The sequence below is a fragment of the Micromonospora sp. NBC_00898 genome, assembly GCF_045207895.1.
GTDB lineage: Bacteria > Actinomycetota > Actinomycetes > Mycobacteriales > Micromonosporaceae > Micromonospora.
This window is the reverse complement of record NZ_CP108775.1, coordinates 1,119,664-1,142,710: the sequence shown is the minus strand read 5'-3', so window position 1 is coordinate 1,142,710 and position 23,047 is coordinate 1,119,664. Positions and strand designations below refer to the sequence as shown.

General features: G+C 72.0%; 17 protein-coding genes and 1 pseudogene. 3 read left to right on the top strand and 15 right to left on the bottom strand.

From position 1 onward, the window contains the following. Positions 1 to 49: 49 nt before the first annotated feature. The 9 genes and pseudogenes from OG799_RS05410 to ruvC form a co-directional block, all read right to left on the bottom strand. A pseudogene (locus OG799_RS05410) lies at positions 50 to 2,329 on the bottom strand (RelA/SpoT family protein); the annotation flags it as partial. A 430-nt stretch (positions 2,330 to 2,759) separates the two neighbouring features. Then, on the bottom strand, positions 2,760 to 3,326 hold the full coding sequence (locus OG799_RS05405; protein ID WP_406043692.1) for an adenine phosphoribosyltransferase: 567 nt from the start codon (positions 3,324 to 3,326) through the stop codon (positions 2,760 to 2,762). A gap of 95 nt (positions 3,327 to 3,421) precedes the next feature. Further along, positions 3,422 to 4,612 (bottom strand): protein translocase subunit SecF, encoded by a 1,191-nt coding sequence (secF, locus tag OG799_RS05400; RefSeq protein ID WP_406043690.1) that lies wholly within the window; start codon positions 4,610 to 4,612, stop codon positions 3,422 to 3,424. 1 nt (position 4,613) lies between these two features. Next, on the bottom strand, positions 4,614 to 6,542 hold the full coding sequence (secD, locus tag OG799_RS05395) for a protein translocase subunit SecD (protein ID WP_406043688.1): 1,929 nt from the start codon (positions 6,540 to 6,542) through the stop codon (positions 4,614 to 4,616). Positions 6,543 to 6,762: 220 nt separating this feature from the next. After that, entirely contained in the window at positions 6,763 to 7,128 is a 366-nt protein-coding gene (gene yajC, locus OG799_RS05390; RefSeq protein WP_406043686.1) for a preprotein translocase subunit YajC, read from the bottom strand. A 122-nt stretch (positions 7,129 to 7,250) separates the two neighbouring features. After that, positions 7,251 to 8,315 carry a Holliday junction branch migration DNA helicase RuvB gene (ruvB, locus tag OG799_RS05385; protein ID WP_406043684.1) on the bottom strand — a complete coding sequence of 355 codons (1,065 nt, stop codon included), beginning with the start codon at positions 8,313 to 8,315 and terminating at the stop codon, positions 7,251 to 7,253. Then, entirely contained in the window at positions 8,312 to 8,914 is a 603-nt protein-coding gene (gene ruvA, locus OG799_RS05380; RefSeq protein WP_406043682.1) for a Holliday junction branch migration protein RuvA, read from the bottom strand. The genes ruvB and ruvA overlap by 4 nt, the downstream gene beginning before the upstream one ends. 14 nt (positions 8,915 to 8,928) lie before the next feature. Further along, on the bottom strand, positions 8,929 to 10,347 hold the full coding sequence (locus OG799_RS05375) for an RNA-guided endonuclease TnpB family protein (RefSeq protein ID WP_406043680.1): 1,419 nt from the start codon (positions 10,345 to 10,347) through the stop codon (positions 8,929 to 8,931). Beyond that, a complete protein-coding gene (ruvC, locus tag OG799_RS05370; RefSeq protein ID WP_406043678.1) occupies positions 10,347 to 10,874 on the bottom strand; it encodes a crossover junction endodeoxyribonuclease RuvC in 528 nt (175 codons plus the stop codon). Before ruvC ends, OG799_RS05375 begins: the two co-directional genes overlap by 1 nt. Before the next feature lie 181 nt (positions 10,875 to 11,055). Here ruvC and OG799_RS05365 point away from each other — a divergent pair, with 181 nt between their 5' ends. The 3 genes from OG799_RS05365 to OG799_RS05355 all read left to right on the top strand — a co-directional run bounded on the left by OG799_RS05365 (position 11,056) and on the right by OG799_RS05355 (position 15,627). Continuing rightward, positions 11,056 to 11,838, top strand: a complete 783-nt coding sequence (locus tag OG799_RS05365) for a 3-hydroxybutyrate dehydrogenase (protein WP_406043676.1) — start codon at positions 11,056 to 11,058, stop codon at positions 11,836 to 11,838. A 14-nt stretch (positions 11,839 to 11,852) separates the two neighbouring features. Continuing rightward, positions 11,853 to 13,772, top strand: coding sequence for a helix-turn-helix domain-containing protein (locus tag OG799_RS05360; RefSeq protein ID WP_406043674.1), 1,920 nt, complete (start codon positions 11,853 to 11,855; stop codon positions 13,770 to 13,772). A gap of 61 nt (positions 13,773 to 13,833) precedes the next feature. Further along, complete coding sequence (locus OG799_RS05355; RefSeq protein ID WP_406043672.1) at positions 13,834 to 15,627, top strand: hypothetical protein; 1,794 nt, start codon at positions 13,834 to 13,836, stop codon at positions 15,625 to 15,627. 12 nt (positions 15,628 to 15,639) lie between these two features. Here the strand turns inward: OG799_RS05355 and OG799_RS05350 are convergent, their stop codons facing one another. The 6 genes from OG799_RS05350 to OG799_RS05325 form a co-directional block, all read right to left on the bottom strand. Continuing rightward, the gene (locus OG799_RS05350; protein WP_406043670.1) at positions 15,640 to 16,248 is read right to left on the bottom strand and encodes a TetR/AcrR family transcriptional regulator; all 609 of its coding nucleotides are present in this window, start codon (positions 16,246 to 16,248) and stop codon (positions 15,640 to 15,642) included. Between the two features lie 11 nt (positions 16,249 to 16,259). Next, positions 16,260 to 17,828: an MFS transporter gene (locus tag OG799_RS05345; RefSeq protein ID WP_406043668.1), complete on the bottom strand. Its 1,569-nt coding sequence runs from the start codon at positions 17,826 to 17,828 to the stop codon at positions 16,260 to 16,262. Positions 17,829 to 18,274: 446 nt separating this feature from the next. After that, complete coding sequence (locus tag OG799_RS05340) at positions 18,275 to 19,441, bottom strand: acyltransferase family protein (protein ID WP_406043666.1); 1,167 nt, start codon at positions 19,439 to 19,441, stop codon at positions 18,275 to 18,277. Positions 19,442 to 19,496: 55 nt separating this feature from the next. Then, a complete protein-coding gene (locus OG799_RS05335; protein WP_406043664.1) occupies positions 19,497 to 20,807 on the bottom strand; it encodes a glycosyltransferase family 87 protein in 1,311 nt (436 codons plus the stop codon). A 333-nt stretch (positions 20,808 to 21,140) separates the two neighbouring features. Next, positions 21,141 to 22,166, bottom strand: coding sequence for a branched-chain amino acid ABC transporter permease (locus tag OG799_RS05330; protein WP_406043662.1), 1,026 nt, complete (start codon positions 22,164 to 22,166; stop codon positions 21,141 to 21,143). Then, positions 22,163 to 23,044 (bottom strand): branched-chain amino acid ABC transporter permease, encoded by an 882-nt coding sequence (locus OG799_RS05325; RefSeq protein WP_406043660.1) that lies wholly within the window; start codon positions 23,042 to 23,044, stop codon positions 22,163 to 22,165. Before OG799_RS05325 ends, OG799_RS05330 begins: the two co-directional genes overlap by 4 nt. Between the last annotated feature and the right edge of the window lie 3 nt (positions 23,045 to 23,047).

Below are 23,047 nucleotides of genomic sequence, written 5' to 3'. Positions count from 1 at the left end.
CGACGAAGCGCCCGCCGGCCGAAGCCGGCGGGCGCTTCCCGTTGCTCGCTCAGGCGCCCGAGGTGACCCGGTAGGCGTCGAAGACGCCGTCGACCTTGCGCACCGCGGCCAGCAGGTGGCCCAGGTGCTTCGGGTCGGCCATCTCGAAGCTGAACCGGCTCACCGCCACCCGGTCCCGGGTGGTGGTGACGGTGGCGGAGAGGATGTTCACCCGCTCCTCCGACAGCACCCGGGTCACGTCGGCCAGCAGCTTGTGCCGGTCCAGCGCCTCGACCTGAATGGCGACGAGGAAGGTGGAGGCGGAGGTGAGCTTCCAGCTGACCTCGACCACCCGCTCGCTCTGCGCCCGCAGGTCCTCGGCGTTGGCGCAGTCGTCCCGGTGCACGCTCACCCCGCCGGAGCGGGTGACGAAGCCGAAGACCGCGTCCGGCGGGACCGGGGTGCAGCAGCGGGCCAGCTTGATCCAGACGTCGCTGACGCCGCGGACCACCACGCCGGGGTCGCTGCTGCTCTGCCGGCTGCGCGGCGGTCGGGTGGCGACGGCGGTCTCGGCGATGTCCTCCGCCGCGCCCTCCTCGCCGCCGTAGGTCGCCATCAGCTTCTGCACGACCGACTGCGCGGAGACCTGACTGTCACCGACCGCCGCGTAGAGCGAGGCCACGTCGGCCAGGTGCAGATCCCGGGCGATCGCCATCAGCGCGTCCGAGGTGAGCATCCGCTGCAACGGCATGCCCTGCTTGCGCATCGCCTTGACGATCGAGTCCTTGCCGGCCTCGATCGCCTCCTCGCGGCGCTCCTTGTTGAAGTACTGGCGGATCTTGGTGCGGGCGCGCGGGCTCTTGACGAAGCCGAGCCAGTCCTGCGTCGGGCCGGCCGTGTCCGACTTCGAGGTGAAGATCTCGATCACGTCGCCGTTGGACAGCGTCGACTCCAGCGGCACCAGCTTGCCGTTGACCCGGGCGCCGATGCATTTGTGCCCGACCTCAGTGTGCACCGCGTACGCGAAGTCCACCGGCGTCGACCCGGTCGGCAGCGGGATGACGTCACCCTTGGGGGTGAAGACGTACACCTCCTGGCTGGACAGGTCGAACCGCAGCGCGTCGAGGAACTCGCTCGGGTCGGCCGCCTCCCGCTGCCAGTCCAGCAGCTGGCGCAGCCAGGTCATCTCGTCGATGTGCGCCGGCGGGCCGACGATCTGGGTGCCCTTGTGCTCCTTGTACTTCCAGTGCGCGGCGATGCCGAACTCGGCGGTGCGGTGCATCGCGTACGTGCGGATCTGCATCTCCACCGGCTTGCCGGTCGGCCCGATGACCGTCGTGTGCAACGACTGGTACATGTTGAACTTGGGCATGGCGATGTAGTCCTTGAACCGGCCCGGCACCGGCTGCCAGTTGGCGTGGATGACGCCCAGCGCCGCGTAGCAGTCCCGCACCGTGTCGACCAGGATCCGCACCCCGACCAGGTCGTAGATGTCGTTGAAGTCGCGACCCCGCACGATCATCTTCTGGTAGATCGAGTAGAGGTGCTTCGGCCGGCCGGTGGTCTCCGCCTTGATCTTGGCGGCCTTCAGGTCGGTCGACACCTTCTGGGTCACCTGGCGCAGCAGCGCCTCCCGCTGCGGCTGGTGCTCCCCGATCAGGCGGTTGATCTCCTCGTAGCGCTTCGGGAACAGGGTGCCGAAGGCCAGATCCTCGAGCTCCCACTTGATCGTGTTCATACCGAGGCGGTGCGCGAGGGGCGCCAGGATCTCCAGCGTCTCCTTCGCCTTCTGCTCCTGCTTGGGGCGGGGCAGGAAGGTGAGGGTCCGCATGTTGTGCAGCCGGTCGGCCAGCTTGATCACCAGCACCCGTGGGTCCTTGGCCATCGCCACGACCATCTTGCGGATCGTCTCCGCCTTGGCCGCGTCGCCCAGCTTGACCTTGTCCAGCTTCGTCACACCGTCGACCAGGAGGGTCACCTCCGGGCCGAAGTCCGCGCGCATCTGGTCGAGGGTGTACTCGGTGTCCTCGATGGTGTCGTGCAGCAGCGCGGCGACCAGGGTGGTGGTGTCCATGCCCAGGTTGCCCAGGATGGTGGCCACAGCCAGCGGGTGGGTGATGTACGGGTCACCGGACTTGCGGTACTGCCCGGAGTGCCAGCGTGCCGCGGTGTCGAACGCCCGCTGGAGCAGCCGGGCGTCGGCCTTGGGGTGGTTCTCCCGGTGGGAGGCGATCAGCGGTTCGAGCACCTCGCTGACCTGCGAGGTCTGCCAGGGCGCGTTGAACCGGGCCAGCCGGGCGCGCACCCGGCGGCCGGTGGGCGCGTTGGACAGCGCGAAGCCACCGCTCGGGGAGGGATCACCGGGAACCTCGGTCGGGAACGGCACCACCACGGCGCCGCCGGACGACGAGGCATCGTCCGCGGCGGCATCGGGGGCGACGCCGTTGCCAGAGCCCGTCACCCGGGCCGGCGGGTTGCCGCTCCGCTCGGCCACCGAGCCGTCCGCGTCGCCTGTCGGGTGCACCGTGCCCTCCACCGGAGGGACGACATCGTGGGACACCGGCCTCCTCACCGCTCGCCGGGATGCGCCGACCGTCCGGCCGACGTTCGTTGCAACCGGCTGTGGGGCCGGTGTTGTTCCGCGCCGGCCCGCGGCCGGCGGTCTTCCCGCCGCCGGACGGTCGCCCGCCCGGTCAGCAAAGGGCAATGCTACCCGCACGCAGGGTGCCCCGCCGCTCCGCCGGACGGTCCGCACCGGCTCCGCCCGACGGGGCGTGGCATCAAACGGTCAGCAGGGCATGGACCGGACGCGGGGCCAGCCGCTCCCGCCCCTTGAGGAAGGCCAGCTCCAGCAGCACGGTGAAGCCGGCGACCGTCCCGCCGGCCCGCTCCACCAGGTCGAGGGTGGCCTCGGCGGTGCCGCCGGTGGCGAGCACGTCGTCGACGACCAGCACCCGGTGGCCGGCGGTGAAGGCGTCCTGGTGCACCTCCAGGGTCGCCTCGCCGTACTCGAGCGCGTAGGAGGCGGAGTACGCCGGGCGGGGCAGCTTGCCGGCCTTGCGCACCGGCACCACGCCGACCCCGGTCGCGTACGCGATGGCGGCGGCGATCACGAAGCCGCGCGCCTCGATGCCGACCACCGCGTCGAACGAGTCACGCCCGTGGTACGTGACGATCCCGTCGATCACCTCGCGGAACACGTCACCGTCGGCGAAGAGCGGCATCAGGTCCTTGAACATGACGCCGGGCTTGGGGAAGTCCGGCACGTCCAGCACCCGGCTGGCCACCAGCCGGGCGACCTCCGGGCCGCTGTCTCCCCGTACCCCGGTGCTGTGGGTCTCCGTCACGGTGTTCCGCTTCCCTTCCGACGACGACGGCGTCCGCCATGCTGCTCGCACAGCATGGCGGACGCCGTCAGGTCGATCGCTACCGGGTCTACCCGTCAGCGGCGCTTGGCGCCGCCCGGCCGGTTGCCCCCGCCGCCGCTGGGACGACCGCCCCGGGCGCCGGTCGGGCGCTTGGCGGCCGGTCGGGCACCCACCTTCGGCGCCGCGCCGGCCAGCGCCGCGGCCTCCGGGTCGACGGCCTCCTCGCCGGCCTCGGCGGCCCGCGGCGCGCCCTTCGGCGCCAGCTCGCCCCGGGCGATGGCGCCCCGGCGGGCCAGCACCCGCTTGTTGTGCGCGCTGATCCGCGGGTCCTGGTTCTTCAGCAGCACCAGCAGCGGGGTGGCCAGCAGGATGGAGGTCAGGAACGCGACCGCCATACCGACGAAGAGCACCAGGCCGAGGTCCTTCAGCGTGCCCGCGCCCAGCAGACCGGCGCCGATGAAGAGCAGACCGCCGACCGGGAGCAGGGCGACCACCGAGGTGTTCAGCGACCGCATCAGGCTCTGGTTCAGCGCCAGGTTGGCCGCCTCGCCGTAGGTCAGGTTGTTGTTCGCGGTGATGCCGCGGGTGTTCTCCTGAACCTTGTCGAAGACCACCACCACGTCGTAGAGCGCGAAGCCCAGGATGGTGAGGAAGCCGATGATCGTCGACGGGGTGACCTCGAAGCCGACCAGCGAGTAGATGCCGGCGGTGAGGATCAGGTTCATGAACAGGGAGCTGATCGCGGCGACGGCCATCCGCCACTCGAAGCGCAGGATCAGGTAGATCGCCACCACCGCGATGAAGAGCAGCAGGCCGAGCAGCGCGCGTTCGGTGACCTGGCTGCCCCACGCCTCGGAGACCTGGTTGCCGCTGATCTGACTGGGCTGGATGTCGAACCTCTTGGCGATCTCGCCCTTGACCGCGTTGGCCTGCTCCGGGCTGAGCTGCGTGGTGCGCATCTCGTAGTACTGGCCGCTGGTGCTGCCGACCTTCTGCGCGGTGACCACCTCGGCACCGCCACCCTCGGCCGCCAGCGCCGAGTTGACCTGCTTCTCGGCACCGTCCAGCGTGCCGACGCTGGCCGGCACCTGGAACGAGTTGCCGCCGGCGAACTCGATGCCGAGGCTGAAGCCGCGCACGGCGAAGCTGAGCACCGCGAGCAGCACCAGCCCGGCGGCGACGCCGAACCACAGCTTGCGCCGGCCGACGATGTTGAGATCGGCCTCGCCCCGGTACAGCCGGGACGCCAGACCACTCTTAGCCATCTCAGGCCTCCTTGACGCGCGGGTTGCGGGGGTTGGCCTGCTCGGCCGAACGAGCCGGCAGGGCCCGACCGAGACCGCTGACCCGCGGGGACAGGAACGCCCGGGTCCGGGCGAACATCGTCATGATCGGGTGACGGAAGAGGAACACGACCACCAGGTCGAGCACGGTCGCCAGGCCGAGGGCGAAGGCGAAGCCCTTCACCGTGCCGACCGAGACGATGTAGAGCACCACGGCGGACATCAGGGTGATGGCGTTCGCCGAGATGATCGTCCGGCGGGCCCGGACCCAGGCACGTGGCACCGCGCTGCGCGGGCTGCGGCCCTCGCGGATCTCGTCCTTGAGGCGCTCGAAGTAGATGACGAACGAGTCCGCCGCCACACCGAGCGAGACGATCATGCCGGCGATGCCGGCGAGGGTGAGGGTGAAGCCGATCGACCGGCCGAGCACCACCAGCGCGCCGAAGACCAGCAGCGCCGAGAGCACCAGGCTCAGGAAGATCACCGAACCGAGCAGCCGGTAGTAGAAGAACGAGTAGATGATGACCAGCAGCATGCCGATGCCGGCGGCGAGCAGACCGGCCCGCAGCTGGCTGTCGCCGAGCGTGGCGGTGACGTTCTGCTGCTCCTGCGGCACGAAGGTCACCGGCAGCGCGCCGTAGCGCAACTGGCTGGCGAGCGCGTTCGCGGCCTTGTTGTCGAAGCTGCCGGTGATCTGGGAGTCACCGGTCAACACGCCCTGGATCTCCGGCGAGGAGACGATCTGGTTGTCCAGGACCACCGCGACGCGGCACTTGCCGTCCTGCCCGAGGGCGGTCTGGTCGCAGGCCTGGCCCTCGTTGGTGAACGCCTCGCGGGTGAGGTTGGTCCAGTGCTCCTGGCCCTTGCCGGTGAACTGCAGGCTGACCACCCAGGAGCTGGTCTGGTCGAGCTGGGCGGAGGCGTCCTTGACGTCGGTGCCGACCACCTTCGCCACGTCGAGCAGGTACTTGGCGCCGCTCTCGCAGGCGACCGCCCGCTGCTTCTCGTCCTTGATCGACGCCGGCGGCCGCTTGTCGAGCTGGGCGCAGGTGATGGTCGGGACGTTGAACTGCATGTCGACCGGCAGCACCGCGATCTCCTGTGGGGAGAGCGCGCCGAACGGCTTGAGCTTCTCCGCCAGCGACGGGTCGGCGGTGACGTCGGCCGGGGCCTTCAGGGCGGTGGCGGCGGCCCAGGCGGCCGGGCCGACCTTCTGCTCGACAGCCTTGCGCTGCTGCTCGACGCTCTGCGGCACCTGCTCGGTGGCGCTCGGCGACGGCGCGGCGGCGCTCGCCGAGGCCGACGGGGTCGGCGCGGCGGCGCTGGCGCTCGGGGTCGGCGTCGGGGCCATGCCGCCCTGCCCGCCGGCGCTCGGCGAGGCGGTGATCTTCGGGGCGCTCCCCGACGGCTTCGGGGAGGCGCTGCCGGACGGGGCCGGGCTCGCGCTGCCGGACGGGGCCGGGCTCGCGCTGGGGCTGGCGCTCGGGGCCGGGGCAGCGGTCGCACCGCTGCCGTCGGTCGCCTTGAGCACCTTGCGGAACCGCAGCTCGGCGGCGCTGCCGACGTCGGTCAGGTCCCGGTTCTCACCGGGCAGGGAGATGACGATGTTCCGGTTGCCCTCGGTGACCACCTCGGCCTCGGCCACGCCGTACGCGTTGACCCGGCTCTCGATGATCTGGCGCGCCTCCTCGAGGTTCGCGGCTGTGGGGGGCTTGCCGTCCACGCTGTTGGTGGCCTCGAGCGTCAGCCGGGTGCCGCCGATCAGGTCCAGGCCGAGCCGCGGCTCCAGCCGGTCCTTCCAGCCACCACTGGCGCCGCCCGAGAAGAACACCAAAAGATAGAGGACGACGAAGACGAGCCCGAGAACGGCGAGTTGCCGCCCGGGGCGCATCTGTCCCTGAGGTGGTGCCACGGCTGTCCTGTCTCCCTGTACGGTCGCGCCGCCTGCGCAGCGGCGACGAAAGTCGGGCCGGGGGTGTCCGGCCGACTGTTCTGGCGGGTCGACGCCACCGGCCGACACGCCTCCGGGTCACGACGCGGCGGCGTCGGAGGGAGTCTGGCGTGTCAGCGTCGGGCGCCGACCCAACTATCCACTTGTGGGGATGAATCCGCTGCCCCGTCGGGGCGGTCGGTCACTCCTTGACGGCGTCGGCTTCCTCGGGCGCCGGCTCGATCGTCTCCGGACGCTCGGCGCGGGTGGTCACCCGGGCGATGGCCGGGCGGGCGTACCGGGTCTGCACGCCCGGGGCGACCTCGAGCAGGACGGTGTCGTCGTCCACCTCGGTGACCGTGCCGTAGAGACCGCCGATGGTGACCACCTCGTCGCCCGGGGAGAGCGCGGACTGCATCTGCTCGGCGTCACGCCGGCGCTTCTGCTGGGGGCGGATCATCATGAAGTACATGACACCGAAGAGCAGGGCGATCATCAGGATCGGCGTCAGACCGCCGGCTCCTCCAGGACCCGCTGCAAGGTAAAGCACGGTTGTCGACCTTCCCATTGGCCTCCTCACCGGCACGAGGGGCGCCGGAGCGGAGGCGGAATCTCACGTCCTGTACAAACCGCGGCGAAGTCTAATCCCTGCACCTGAGAAGACCGAATGCGGCACAGATCACGTTCGGATCACGGCTGCTCAGGTGGCACGGAGAAGAGATCGGGCACGGGAGGGGCATCCGCGCCAAATGTACCATTCGGCGGAGTACGCCCCAGATGGTGCCAGGCGGCCTCGGTGGCGACCCGCCCCCGCGGGGTACGCGCCAGCAGCCCCGCCCGCACCAGGAACGGCTCGCAGACCTCCTCGACGGTGTCCGGCTGCTCCCCCACCGCCACCGCGAGGGTGGACAGCCCCACCGGGCCGCCCCGGAACGAGTCGACCAGCGCGGTCAGCACCGCCCGGTCCAGCCGGTCCAGGCCGAGCGCGTCGACGTCGTACACGGTCAGGGCCGCCCGGGCCGTCTCCAGGGTGACCACGCCGTCGGCCCGGACCTCGGCGAAGTCCCGCACCCGGCGCAGCAACCGGTTGGCGATCCGGGGGGTGCCCCGGGACCGGCCGGCGATCTCGGTCGCGCCCTCGTCGGTGATCGGCACGCCCAGGATCCGCGCGGAGCGGCGCAGCAGCGCCTCCAGGTCGGCCGGGGCGTAGAAGTCGAGGTGGGCGACAAAGCCGAACCGGTCCCGCATCGGCCCGGTGAGCAGGCCCGACCGGGTGGTCGCGCCGACCAGGGTGAACGGCTCGACGTCCAGCGGGATGGCGGTGGCGCCCGGACCCTTGCCGACCACCACGTCGACCCGGAAGTCCTCCATCGCGCTGTAGAGCAGCTCCTCGGCCGGCTTGGCGATCCGGTGGATCTCGTCGATGAAGAGCACGTCGCCCTCGGCGAGGCTGGTCACGATGGCCGCCAGGTCGCCGGAACGCTCGATCGCCGGGCCGCTGGTCACCCGGATGCCCGAGCCCAGCTCGGCGGCCACGATGTTGGCCAGGGTGGTCTTACCCAAGCCAGGTGGCCCCGAGAGGAGGATGTGGTCGGGCGGGGAGCCGCGCCGCATCGCGCCCTGGAGCAGCAGGTCGAGCTGATCGCGGACCCGGTGCTGGGCGATGAACTCGTCGAGGCGCTTCGGCCGGACGGTGGCCTCCGCGTCCAGCTCCGTGTCGCTGACGTAGGCCGAGACCAGGTTGTCGCCGGTCATCGGGTCCGGCCCAGGAGGCGGATGGCCTGCTTGAGCAGGACCGGCACCGGCGGGGTCTGGCCGTCGACGGTCTCGGCGACCGTGGCCACCGCCTGCTCGGCCTGGGCGCTGGACCAGCCGAGCCCGACCAGCGCCTGGCGGACCTGCTCGGGCCAGGCGCCGCCGGTCACCCCGGCCGCGCCGTCGATGCCGACCGGCACCGGGCCGATCCGGTCCCGCAGCTCCAGCACGAGCCGCTCGGCGCCCTTCTTGCCGATGCCGGGCACCCGGGTCAGCGCGGCGGTGTCGGCGTTGGCGATGGCCTTGCGGACCGCGTCCGGGGTGTGCACGGCGAGCACCGCCTGGGCCAGCCGGGGGCCGACCCCACTGGCGGTCTGGAGCAGCTCGAAGAGCTGCTTGGCGTCGTCGTCGGCGAAGCCGTACAGGGTGAGCGAGTCCTCCCGGACGACCAGGCTGGTGGCGAGCCGGGCCGGCTGGCCGACCCGCAGCTCGGCCAGGGTGCCGGGGGCGCACTGCACCGCCAGGCCGATCCCGCCGACCTCCACCACCGCGTGGTCGGGACCGGTCGCGGTCACCGTGCCGCGCACGCTGGCGATCATCGCGCTCCTGCTTCCTACTGGTTGCTCATTGCTGAGCGGTTCGGATGGTTCGCTCTCCGTTCGGCTATTGCCGGGATGGAGTCCTGGACCGGCAGTCTGGTCCGGTGGCGATCGGTCCTGTCCTGCAGGATCTGCCTCACCGCGTGGTGGGGGGTGTGCAGGGCGATGTCGGGGTCGCCTGCTCGCTGCAGGATGTTGATCGCGGCGTTCACGTCGGCCTGCCACACCACCCCGCACCAGGTGCAGTGAAACCGGTCCCCGCTGCGTCGGCCGAGCCGGCCGCAGCGGTGACAGGCTTGTGAGGTGTAGGCGGCGTTGACGCGCACGAGCGCAGAACCTCTGCGCTCCGACACGCTTGTGAGGGCCTCGGCGGTGACCCCTTTGGTCCACGCGGCGAGGCGCCGGTTGACGTTCTTGCCGAGCCTTTTACGCCCGGCGAAGCTTCTGGTGAGGTCTTCGGCGACCACGATGGCGGCCTTGTCCACGACCCCGTGCACCGCGGTGGAGATCTCCGTACGCACCCGTGCCCGGTGCCGGGCGGCCTGCCGGTCCCGCTTGACGGTCCCGAGGTTGTGGGACCTGATCCGGAGCGCTTTCGCGTGGTCACCACGCAGGGAAGCGGTGTTCGCTATCGAGCGCAGCTTCGCCCGACGGCGGTTACGTTCCTTCAACCGGTCCGACTCACCGGCCAGCAGCTCACCGAGGCGGGTGCCGTGCCGGCCGCCGTCGGAGTCGGTCAGGGCTTCGCTGTAGCCCTTGTCCACGCCGATCGTCCGGTCCCCGCACGGCCGCTGCGACGAGCGCATCTGCGACGCGTCGATCTGGTAGTGCACCTCGACCCGGCCGCCGCGCAGGATCAGCCGTAGCGTGCCAGTCGGGGCCACGGTCGACGACAGCGGGATCTTGACCATCTTGCGGCGTTCCAGGCCCGGGACCGCAAGCCACAATCGGCCGCGCGGGTCGGTGACGGTGTGGTGTCGGTCGGCGCGCACCACGATCTGATCGTGCGTGCGGTTGCGGCCCCGCTTCCAGTGCTTGCGCATCTGCCGAGCCAGGAACGGGTCACTGGCCCACCGGTCCGCAATCAGCGCGGCCAGCATCCGCTTGCGCTCGACCGGATCGTTGGTGCGCCGGTTGATCGCCCGACGCACCTGCACCTTGGCCGAGGCCAGGTTCGCTCCGATGTCGGCCATCGCGTCGCGGACGGTCTCCTTCCACGCGTTCGCCAGCACCCCGAACCGCACGTGCGTGCCGTCAGCCAGCCAGTGGTCCCGCACCTGCCGATCCCGCAGACCGGACCCGACACCGCCGATCGAGCCGTAGCGCTGCCACACCTCACTGCGAATTCGACCCAACCGACGGGCCTGCTCCACCAGGGCGGCGTACTTGCCCGCGTTCAGGCCCGTGAAGTACGCGATCCGGGTGACCTTCACTAGTCGCTCCTTCCTCGTCGTACCCGCTCGGCCGCGGCGGCCAGCTTGGACCGGGTGCCGCCCCGCCACACGTGGCAGATGGCCAGGGCCAGGGCGTCGGCGGCATCGGCCGGCTTCGGCGGCTCGGCCAGCCGCAGCAGCCGGGTCACCATGGCGGTCATCTGCGCCTTGTCGGCCTGACCGGAACCGGTCACCGCCGCCTTCACCTCGCTCGGGGTGTACGTCTGCACGGGCAGCCCGGCGCGCGCCCCGGCGAGCACGGCGATCCCGCTGGCCTGGGCGGTGCCCATCACCGTGCGGACGTTGTGCTGGCTGAACACCCGCTCGACGGCGACGGCGTCCGGCCGGTGCTCGGCGACCAGGTCGGTCAGCGACCGGTCCAGGTGCAGCAGGCGCAGCGGCAGCTCGTCACCCGGGTCGGTGTAGACGACGTAGTACGCGACCAGCGTGCAGGGCCGGCCCGGCACCCCCTCGACCACGCCGACCCCGCACCGGGTCAGCCCCGGGTCGACGCCGAGCACGCGCACGCCGCCTCCTCCCCAGCCGTCAGCAGTACGTGTGTTCGACACCCTACTGGTCGGCCCCGACGGACCCCCGGGCGGACACGCCGGGCGGCACCGGCCGCCGCCCGCGACACATACTCTGGTCCCGGAGTATGTGTCGCCGGCCCATGTGCCGCCGGCCACACAGCTCGTAACTTCTTGCGCCATGACGGCAGAACCCGTGGCGGTCCCCCACGTCGTACACGTCGACCTCTCCGGTCGTAGCGCCCTGGTGACCGGTGGTGGCAGCGGCATCGGTCGGGCCTGTGCCCTGCGCCTGGCGGCGGCCGGCGCGGCGGTGCTGGTGGTCGACCGCAACGTGGAGGCGGCCAAGGCGGTCGCCGCCGAGACGGGCGGCCGGGCCGAGGGGGTCGACCTGGCCGATCCGGCCGCGGTGGACCGGCTGGACGCCGACGTGGACATCGTGGTCAACAACGCCGGCCTCCAGCACGTCGCGCCGGTGCAGGACTTCCCTCCCGACCGCTTCACCTACATCCACCGGGTGATGGTGGAGGCGCCGTTCCGGATCACCCGGCGGGCCCTGCCGCACATGTACGCCCAGGGCTGGGGGCGGATCGTCAACATCTCCTCGGTGCACGGGCTGCGGGCCTCGCCCTACAAGTCGGCGTACGTGTCGGCCAAGCACGCCCTGGAGGGGCTGTCGAAGGTGGTCGCGCTGGAGGGCGCCGCGCACGGGGTGACGGCCAACTGCATCAACCCGGCGTACGTCCGGACGGCGCTGGTCGAGAGCCAGATCGCCGACCAGGCCGCCACCCACGGCATCGGCGCGGACGAGGTGGTCGAGAAGATCATGCTGGCCCGGGCGGCGATCAAGCGGCTGATCGAGCCCGAGGAGGTGGCGGAACTGGTGGCGTACCTCTGCTCCCCGCCGGCGGCCTTCATCACCGGCGCCTCGATCGCCCTCGACGGGGGCTGGACGGCCAACTAGTGGCCTCGCGCACAATGTCGCTCATGTCGTCGCCGGTGGAGTTCCTGGAACTGCTGGCCCGGGAGGCCGCCACGGTCGAGTTCGAGGGGCCGCTGGTGGCCGCCCGGGCCGCCGGCCTGCCGGCCGAGCGGCTGGCCGAGCTGGAGCAGGCGAAGGTGGTGGCGCTGCGGGTCCGCGCGCTGCTGGAGCGCCGGCGCCGCCGGGAGATCGAGCTCTCCGGCCTGTACGACACGGCGAGCGACCTGGCCGGCCTGCGTGACCTGGACGACGTGCTGCGGGCCATCGTCTACCGGGCCCGGCACCTGCTCGGCACCGACGTCGCATACATGACGCTCAACGACGACGAGCGCGGCGACACGTACATGCGGGTCACCGACGGTTCGATCTCCGCCCGGTTCCAGCGGTTGCGGTTGGAGATGGGCGATGGGCTCGGTGGTCTCGTGGCCCAGACCGGCAGCCCGTACGTCACCTCGAACTACCAGGAGGACGAGCGGTTCCGGCACACCGGGGAGATCGACGGCGGGGTCGGCGAGGAGGGCCTGGTCGCCATCCTCGGCGTGCCGCTGCGGCTGGGCTCCAGCGTGATCGGCGTGCTGTACGCGGCGAACCGGTCGGCCCGGCCGTTCGCCCGCGAGGAGGTGTCGCTGCTGGTGTCGCTCGCGGCGCACGCGGCGGTGGCGATCGACACCGCCCGGCTGCTCGCGGAGACCCGCTCGGCGCTGGCGGAGCTGTCGGCGGCGAACAGCACCATCCGGGCGCACAGCAGCTCGGTGGAGCGGGCCGCGGCCGCGCACGACCGGATGACCGCGCTGGTGCTGCGCGGCGGCGGGGTGGAGGACGTGGCCGCCGCGGTGACCGACGTGCTGGGCGGGGCGCTGCTGGCGCTGGACGCCGAGGGACGCCAGCTGGCCCGGGTCGGGCAGATCGAGGAGCCGGACCGGGCGGACATGGTGGAGGCGGTGGCGGCGTCGCGTACCGAGGGGCGCAGCGTGCGCCGGGGGCCGCTCTGGTACGCCGCGGTGGTGGCCGGCGCGGAGAACCTGGGCGCGCTGGTGTTGCGCCCCGACGGCGAGCTGGTCGACGCGGACCAGCGGATCCTGGAGCGGGCCGCGCTGGTGACCGCGCTGCTGCTGCTGTTCCGTCGGACCGTCGCCGAGGCGGAGGGGCGGGTCCGGGGCGAGCTGCTCGACGACCTGATCGCCCGGCCGCTGCGGGACGCCGACGCGCTGCGGAGCCGGGCCCGCCGGCTCGGGGTGGACCTGGACGCCCCGCACGTGCTGGTGGCGGTCGGCGACGACGCGATCGCCGCGACCGGTTCGGCCCGGCAGCGGGTGCTGTCCTGGGCCACCACGTACGCCTCGACCCGGGGTGGGCTGGCGGCGGCGCGCGACGGCCGGGTGGTGCTGATGCTGCCCGGGCGGGACGCCGGGGGCAGCGCCCGGGCGGTGGCCCGGGACCTGTCCCGGGTGACCGGCCGGCCGGTGACCGCCGGCGCGAGCGGCCCGTCGGCCGGTCCGGCGTCGCTGGCCGCCACCTTCGCCGAGGCGGAACGCTGCCTCACCGCGCTGGGCGCGTTGGGCCGCTCCGGGCAGGGGGCGAGCACGGCCGAGCTGGGCTTCGTCGGGCTGCTGCTCGGCGCGGTGGGCGACTCCGGCGACCGCGACGTGGCCCGGTTCCTCACCACGACGGTCGGCCCGGTGGTCGACTACGACGCCCGGCGGGGCACCGCGCTGGTGAAGACGCTGGAGGCGTACTTCGGGGTGGGTGGCAGCCTTGCCCGGGCGGCGGAGCTGCTGCACGTGCACGTCAACACGGTGACCCAGCGGTTGGAGCGGGTCGGGCAGCTGCTCGGCGCGGACTGGCAGAAGCCGGAGCGGGCCCTGGAGGTGCAGCTGGCGCTGCGCCTGCACCGCCTGCGTACGCCCGCCGGCTGACCCGGCGCCGCCGGCCGGGAGGGACGGTGGGCCGCTTGGTCATCGGGCATGATCGACGTCCGTGACCGAACCCGAACAGGATCCGTTCCGGCGGCTCGTGGCGGCGGCCAGCCGGGTGTGCCGGCTGGCGGACCATCCGGATGTCTTCGACGAGTACAACGACAGCGACGAGCTGCGGGACTTCCTGGACGCCCTGGCGGATCTCGACGAGCTGCTGCGCGAGGTGGATCCGGTCCCCCTGCCGCCGGCGGGACAGCCCGCGCCCACGGTCGCCGACGCGCTCGCCACGCTGCTCGCCCTGCCCGACGCACCGGGGTTGGAGGAGCTGACCGGGTGGCTGGACGACGAGCAGGTCGAACGGGCGCTCCAGGTCGCGTCGACCCTGTCGGACCGGCACCGGCGGACGAACCTCATCGTCCGCCTCGCACCGCGTCTCACCGAGGCGCAGGCGGAACGCGCGCCGACGGTGGTGCCGATGATGGACCGCGCGTCCCAGCAGCTGCTGACGCTGGTCGCGCTGCTGCCCCGGCTGCCGCACGGGCGACGGTCCGGGGCGGCCCGGTTCGCGCTGGCCGCCGCACGCCGACTGCACCCGGCGACGGGCGCCTCGTCGCTGGTGGAGTTGGCGCCGTGGCTCGACGCGGCCCAGCGAGCGGAGCTCTACGACATGGTCACCGGCCGGCTCCGCGACGGACCTGGCCCGGAACTCTGCTGGCTCGCGGAGCATTACCTCCCCGAACAGCGGGCCGCCGCGCTGAGCGAGATCATCGAGGTCGAGGACGGGAACGCGCGGGCGTTGCTGCTCACCGCGATCGCGCCACACCTGGACGAGGCGCAGCTCGCCGTCGCCGTCAACGCCGCGGCCGGCATCACCGATCCCGGGTTCCGGGCGCGCGCGCTGGCCGGTGTCGCCCGCTCCCTCCCCGCCGCGCGCCGGCGTCAGGCCGTGGCGGACGCGCTGGCCGCCGCCCGGGAGCCGACCGGGGACCGCCACTCCCACCTGGCCTGGAAGGACCTGTTTCCGCTGCTTGAGCCCGATCAACTCGGTGACGCGCTGGCCGCCGTCGCGGCCGTGCGCGACGGGCACAGCCGCGCCCACTCGCTGAGCCTGCTGATCCCGCTGCTGCCGTCCGACCTGCTGCCCGCTGCCACCACAGCCGCGGGAGCGATCGCCGACCCCGGCCCCCGGGCCGCGGCGCTGACCTCGTTGGTCCCGTACCTGCCCGACGAGGTCCGTACACCGGCGGTGTCGGCTGCGGTCGAGGCCCTGACCGACCGCCCAGGGGGCCCCTGGGCGTCGCACCTGCGCGTCCTGGCGCCCCACCTCACCACCGAGCAGCTCGCCGGGCTGTGGGAGGTGGCGCTGCGGGAGGAGCGGGAGTACCCGCAGGAGGGCCTGGCGACGCTGGCGCCCTTCGTGGACGCGGAGCGCCGGGGGCAGGCCCTGGAGCTGACGCTGAGCTACGAGCCGGAGCATCTGGTGGACGCGCTGCACGAGCTTGCGCCGCACCTGGACGTGCCCCGCCGGCGGCGCGCCTACCAGGAGGTCCGGCAGATCGAGGAGCCCGCGTCACGGGCGCGAGGGCTGGCGCGGCTCGTCGCGTACCTGTCCCCGGCCGAGGCGGCCGACGCGGCACAGGACGCGTTGGTGACGGCGGGGTCCCTGCGCGACCCGGGTGCGCGGTCGGCCCTGCTCGCCGAGCTGGTGCCGCATCTCGACGGCACGTCGAGGGAGACCGCACTGGCCTGGGCCTTTGCCGCCGCCATCGCGATCGAGCCGGAGGATCGCGGCTCGACCTTCCCCGCGCTCACCCGGCTCGTGCCGCTGCTTTCCGGAGCGGGCGGAGAGAACTGACGGCGCGGACCGTCAGCGGGCGCGGATGCCTTCCAGCACGGCGTCGACGACCCGGTCGGGCAGGATCCGGTCGTCCAGCTCGGGGTGCCAGCGCAGCATCCGCTGGATCAGCATCGGCCCGGTGAGCAGCGCCATGGTCAGCTCGATGTCGAGGTCGGCCCGGAGCTCACCGTCGGCGACGCCGCGCCGCAGCACCTCGCGCATCAGCTGCCGCCGGGGCTCGATGATGTTCTGGTAGAGCTGGAAGTTGTCCGGGCTGCGGTTCACCTCGGGCACCAGGCAGGGCATGATCTTGGCGGCCCGGGGGTCGATGTTGTGCCCGACCGCGCCGACCAGCAGCACCAGGTCGTCCCGGACGGAGTGGCCGGCGGGCTGCGGCAGGACGCCCTTGAGCCGGCGCAGCGCGTCGATCAGCAGGGCGTCCTTGCCGGACCAGCGCCGGTAGATGGTGGCCTTGCCGACGCCGGCGCGGGCGGCGATCGCCTCGATGGAGAGCGTCTCGATGCCGCTGCCCTCGGCGAGCAGGTCGAGGGTGGCCTCGATGATGGCCTCGTCCGCGCGGATGCTCCGCGGTCGCCCGGGCGACCGCGGAGCATCGGCAGTGGAAGTCATGTCAGACATTGTCGCCCAACCTAGGCGGTCCCGGCCAACTCCGGCTCGACGGCCGGTCGAGCCTCGGTCGGGGCGGTCGCCGGGCGGGCCGGCATCCAGCGCAGCGCGATCAGGATGCCGAGCGCGGCCACCACCGCGGAGAGCCCGGCCGCCCAGTGCATCGCCGCGACGAACGAGTCGTTGGCCGCCGCGATCAGCTTCGGCGCCGCCGGCCCGAGCTGGGCCGCCGCCGCGTACGCGCCGGAGATGGACTCGTCGGCGGCGTCCCGGGCCGGGGCGGGCAGGCCGGCGAGCGCCGAGGCGATGTCCCCCCGGTAGACCGCGGAGAGCACCGAGCCGAGCACCGCGACGCCCAGCGCGCCGGCGACCTGCCGGACGGTGTTGCTGACCGCCGAGCCGACGCCCGCCTTCTCCCGGGGCAGCGCTGACATGATCGACTCGGTGGCCGGCGGCATGATGTTGGCCATGCCGGTGCCCTGGAGGAAGGTCAGGACCAGGACCACCCAGATCGGCGTGACCTCGTCGACGAAGACGAACGCGCCGAGCGCCACCGCGGTCAGCACGAGACCGACGATCGCGACCGCCCGGCCGCCGAAGCGGCGGACCATCGCCGCGCTGCGCGGCGCGAAGAACAGCTGCGCGGCGGCGAAGGGCAGGAAGAGCAGACCGGTCTCCAGCGGGCTGTAGCCCCGCACCAGTTGCAGGTAGAAGGCGTTGAAGAACATCACGCCCATGGCGGCGAAGAAGACCAGCCCGACCAGCGCGACCGGGGCGGCGAAGCGCGGCACCCGGAACAGCCGGACGTCCAGCGACGGGTGGTCGCTGCGCAGCTCGTGGTAGATGAACCAGCCCAGCACGGCCAGGCCGCCGACGATCGAGGCCCAGACCAGCGGCCGGTCGAAGCCGTGCTCGCCGCCGTCGATGATGCCGTAGGTGAGCGCGACCAGGCCGACCACCGAGAGCAGCACGCCGAGCAGGTCGACCCGGCCCGGGTTCGGGTCGCGGGACTCCGGCACGAGGACGGCGACCAGCGCCACGCCGACCGCCACGACCGGCACGTTGATCAGGAAGACCGAACCCCACCAGTAGTGCTCCAGCAGGGCGCCGCCGAGGATCGGCCCGATCGCCACGGCGAGGCCGACCGCGCCGGCCCAGATGCCGATCGCCCGGCCACGCTCGCGCGGGTCGAAGACGTTGGAGATGATCGACAGGGTGACCGGCATGATGGCGGCGCCGCCGATCCCCATCAGGGCGCGGGCGCCGATCAGCTGCGCCGGGCTCTGCGCGTACGCCGACAGCAGCGAGGCGAGGCCGAAGATGACCAGCCCGGCCATGAGGAAGCGCTTGCGGCCGGCGCGGTCGCCGAGCACCCCGAAGGTGAAGAGCAGGCCGGCGAAGACCAGCGTGTAGGAGTTGATCGCCCACTCCAGCTCGCCCTGGCTGGCCCCGAGGCCGTGCACCGGGTCCGCGAGGGTGCGCAGCGCGACGTTGAGGATGGTGTTGTCGAGGACGACCACGAGGAGGCTGATCACCAGCACCCCGAGGATCGCCCACCTCCTCGGGTGTCCGGTGTTATCGTGCGGTTCCATGTCCGGTTCTCCCCCCGGCTTTCCCCGCGTCGAAATACGATACGGGGCAGACTCGTAACGCTGACGAGCGTAGGTGAAGGGGTTTCGATACGGAACCGGATCGTATCGTTTGTGTCTCAGGTCACGGCGCCCGCCTCGGAGTGGCGACGACCCTGGCCCGCCGCTCCACCGGCGCGGGGTACCGTCCCGCCATGGCCTCTCTTGTCCGGTCGCGGCGGTCCGCAGGCAGATGCGGCCCGCCGTGCCCGGGGCGGTCAGGCTTGATCCCGGTAAGGGTGTAGCGAGCCTGGAAGCGGTCGTCGGCGCAGGTGTAGAGCGTCGATGGAGAAGCCTCAGCCCTTCCTCGAGCTCCTACTCGACTGGACCGACGCCCGCGAGTGACGTCCGCTGTCGCCGCGATCCAGGCGACCGGGGCCGATCGGCCCAGGGACCGGACGCCCGCAGCGTCAGCGGGTCGTCCGCAACTGCCTCAGCGAGTCGCTGAGCTGCCGCTTCATCCACCGGGCAGCGGGCCGCTCGACGAACCGGTGAATCAGCCACGCGGCGACGAGCAGGGACGCGACCAGAGCGGTGATCAGCAGCCACGGCGACAGGTGGGCCTGGAGCCGCTCGATGACGGCGAGCCCGACCGTCTGGTGGATGAGGTAGAGCGGGTAGGTCATCGCTCCGGCTGTCGCGACCCAGCGCCACTTCACCCAGGAGAAGAGATTGAGGGCGACCGCCGCCATCACGAGGAAGAAGCCCGTCACGATGACGGCCGTCGGCACGAAGGAGACGTCGCGGGCCTGGGCGAGGCCGGGCAGCCGCGTGATCGAGATCAGCCAGGAGAGGCCAATGATCGACCACAGCAGCAGGTTCTGACCGAAACGGTGGATGAGGTAGAGGGCGATGCCCGCGATGAAGTAGCTGGAGTAGCCGGCCGCCACGACGTTGGTGAGCCCCTGGTTGCCGAACTTCGGCACGATCAGCGAGGCGACGGTCCAGATGGCGCAGAAGGCGACCACGGCGCGGTAGGTCAGGCCACGCGCCACGAGGCCGGCGAAGAGGATGTAGAAGATCATCTCGACGGTGAGCGTCCAGTACGACAGGTCGAGGTGCCGGATGCCGAGGAACTCCTGCATCATCGTCAGGTTGCCCAGCACGTCCCGGACCTTGAGGTCGGCGCCCCTCGGCACGGCCACGAGCACGCCGGCCGTCACCAGGACGGCGAACCAGTAGGCGGGGTAGAGCCGCACGACCCGGGAGACGAAGAAGTCACCGACGGAGCGGCCCCAGGCGCTCATACAGATGACGAAGCCGCTGATGACGAAGAACAACTGCACTCCGAGGAAGCCGTACGTGGCGACGGAGTGCAGCGGGCCGAAAGCGGTCGCGGCGGAGGGCTGCCAGACGCCGATCCTGTCACCGACGAGGTGGTACGCGACGACCATGAGTGCCGCGCCGAGGCGCAGTCCGTCGAGGACCAGCAGCCGCGGCCGCCGCCCGACAGGCGCGCTCTCGGCGACCGGCGTCTCCGCGACGGTCTGCTGCCGGGGCAGGCTGGCGCGTTGGCTCGGCTGCGTCGGCTCGGTCATCGGCGCTGCGACCGCGCGCTCGTCCATCGCCTGCGTCATCGACGTCTCCTGGTCTTCGTGGCGGTTCCGGGCCGCTGCCGGCCGTAGGACTTGATCACGGGTCTGTGATGCCGGCGGCCGGCACGACCGTCTGTTCCGCGCGGGACCGCCGGTACAGCCACAGCGCGGCGAGCGCGAAGAGCACCAGCACCGTCGGCACGTAGGGATCAACCGCGAACCGCTGGGCCAGCCCGTCCAGCTGGCCAGCCTTCCAGATCAGACCCCGCGGGAGGATTTCGCCGCGGTAGGGACCCGGCCACATGAGGAAGGGCAGGATCGCGGCGACCGCGACGACGCCGGCGAGCACGCGTGCCGCGCCGTGCGAGCGGCGGACGACGTCGATGAGCACGACCGCCATCGGGCCGATCCAGAGCCAGTAGTGCGACCAACTCACCGGCGAGATGAGAAGCATGGTGAAGCCGACGACGATCATGGCCATGGCCTCCTCGCCGTGCCGCTGAAGCGCGGTCGCGAGGGCGAGGCCGGCGACCAGGACGACGACCACGGACAGCATCCACCAGATCGTATTCTGCTGGTCCGTCTCAAGCAGACGCGCGGTGAAGCCCTGCAGGGACTGGTTGCCGCCGTAACGCGGGCCGGATGTCATCAGCACCCGATGCGAGTCGAACGCCCGCCCGGTCAGCCAGTAGTCGTACGAACCGCCCGGCTGGATGACCGCGCCCAGCAGCGTGAGCCCGACGAAGGTGCCCACCGCGACGATGGCGGCCCGGATCCTCCGCGTGAGCAGCAGGTAGACCACGAAGAGGCCGGGCAGCAGCTTGGTCGCGGTCGCGGCGCCGATGAGCACGCCCTTGAACCGGCTCCGGTCGGGGAGCGCGAGGTCCGCCACGACCAGCAGCATGACGAAGATGTTGATCTGACCGAGGTCGAGGTTGCGCTGCAGCGGCTCGGTCCACACCAGCACCGCGCCGACGGCGGCGACTAGACCGAGGCGGCCGCGGGTGCCCTCGTACCCGAGCATCTTGGTGGTGAACCACACCGCCACGAGCATCCCCACGACACCCACCGCGTTCATGAGGCCGAGCGCGGTCCGATCGTCGAACCAGGTCAGCGGGACCAGGAACGGCAGGGTGATCGGCGGATAGGTGTAGGGAAGGTTCAGCGTGGTGTACCCGAGCTGGTAGACGGGCTGCCCATCCAGGAACGCGTGAGCTGCCCCGAGATACATGTTGAAATCCGTCCCGCGGAACGGACGGTCGCGCACGAAGGCGACGTACGCCGCGAGCGAGACGGCCAGCACGGCCAGACCGGGGATGAGGAACCAGTTCGGCACGCTGGTCCGCGGGCGAGCGGCAGGATCGGCCGCCACGCCGGCGGCGAACCGGCGGATGGGCTGGATGACCATAGTGGGCCGAATCCTAACTGGCATTGCGTCCCGATGCGTAACGCCCCCCGCGCATTGAGTCGCTTACAGTAGCTGACCGATCGCTCGACGTGATGCACATGGTCGAGGAGGCTGCCCGACTCCTGTCACCATGGGGCCCGAGCAGGTCTGGCCGCCGGCGGGCCCGAGCCGGCGGACGTACCCGGACCGGCCGACGGAGCAGTCGGACGCGACCGGGACGCACAGACGGACGGTGACCACGGCGGGGCTGGGGGCGACCGTGACCGGCGCAGCGATCAAGCCGGACCGCCCGGAGCCGGGCACGGTCGCCCCGAGCCCCACCGCCTGGACCGCCTAGCCCCCAGCCCTGCGCCGGGCGACTCCCCACCGCCGCGCCAGGTCGGCGACGGTCCCCCAGATCCCCCGCCGGAACAGCAGCACGACGAGGACGAAGATGCCGCCGGTGACCAGGCCGATCGCCTCGAACCCGGAGAACGACAGCCAGTCCTCCAGGCGGACCACCACCGCCGCGCCGAGCACCCCGCCCCACAGCGTGCCGATGCCGCCGAGCACCACCACGATGACCGCCTTGCCGGAGGTGGTCCAGTGCAGCACGTCGAGGGAGACGAAGCGGTGGCTCACGGCGAAGAGCCCGCCGCCGAGCCCGGCGATGAAGCCGGAGAGGACGAACGCGGTCAGCTTGTAGCGGTGCACCGGGTAGCCGAGCGCCCGGGCCCGGGCCGGGTTGTCCCGGATGCCGACCAGCACCCGGCCGAAGGGCGAGTGCACGATCCGCCAGGCGGCGGCCAGCCCGAGCAGCACGATCGGCAGCACCGCGTAGTAGAAGTAGTAGTCGTCGGTGAGGTCCAGCCCGAAGAACTCCCGGGGCACACCCTGCAGGCCGTTCTCGCCCTGGGTGACCGAGCGCCACTCGTTGGCCACGTAGTAGACCAGCTGCGCGAAGGCCAGGGTGACCATCGCGAAGTAGATCCCGGTGCGCTTGACCGCCAGGTAGCCGATCGGCACGGCGAGCAGTGCCGCGGCGAGCGCCCCGGCCAGCACGGCCGCCGGGAACGGCAGGCCGGCGTGGACCGCCACCAGGCCGGTCACGTACGCCGACGTGCCCCAGAACGCGGCGTGCCCGAAGGACATCAGCCCGGTGAAGCCGAGCAGCAGGTCCACCGAGACGGCGAAGAGCGCCCAGCAGAGGATATCCACCGCCACCGCCGGGTAGAGGCCGTTGGGCAGCCAGAGCGCCACGACCAGGCCGACGGCGAGCAGCGCGTACCGGACCCAGCCGGGGGCCCGGGCGACGGTGACCAGCCCGGACGGTGGTGCCGGCCGGGCCGCGTCGGCGGGGGTGTCGACAGCGCTGGTCATGCCGGTGCCTCCTCTCGGCCGAACAGCCCGGCCGGACGCCAGAGCAGCACCACGGCCATCACCACGAAGACGATCGTCTGGGAGACGATCGGGAACTCGGACAGGTACGCGTCGCCCCACGCCTGGACCAGGCCGATGCCGAAGGCGGCGGCGACCGAGCCGAAGATCGAGCCGAGGCCGCCGATCACCACCACCGCGAAGACCACGATGATCAGGTCGGCGCCCATCAGCGGGTTCACCGCCCGCATCGGCGCGGCCAGCACGCCGGCCAGCCCGGCCAGCCCGATGCCGAACCCGAAGACCGGGGTCACCCACCGCCCGACGTCGATGCCGAAGGCGCGGGTCAGCTCCGGCCGTTCGGTGGCCGCGCGGACCACCATGCCGACGCGGGTCCGCCCCAGCACCCACCACACCACGACGCAGAGCAGCACGGTGAAGCCGAGGATGAAGACCCGGTACGTCGGGAAGTCGAAGAGCCCGAAGTCCACCGAGCCGCTGAGCGCGGCCGGCGTGGCGTACGGGCTGGACTGCACGCCGTACCGGGACTTCACCAGGTCCTGAAGGATCAGGGTCAGGCCGAAGGTGAGCAGGAAGTTGTAGAGCGGGTCGATTCGGGTCAGCCGGTGGATGACCGCCCGTTCCAGCGCCATGCCGAGCACGGCGAGCGCGAGCGGCATGATCACCAGGGCGGCCCAGAACGGCACGCCCGCCTCGGTGAGCAGCACGTACGCCCCGAACGCGCCGAGCATGTAGAAGGCGCCGTGGGCGAAGTTCACCACCCGGAGCATGCCGAAGATGACCGCGAGCCCGAGGGCGAGCAGGGCGTAGAACGCCCCGCTCACCAGCCCGTTGAACGTGTTCTGCGCAAAGCCGGACATCAG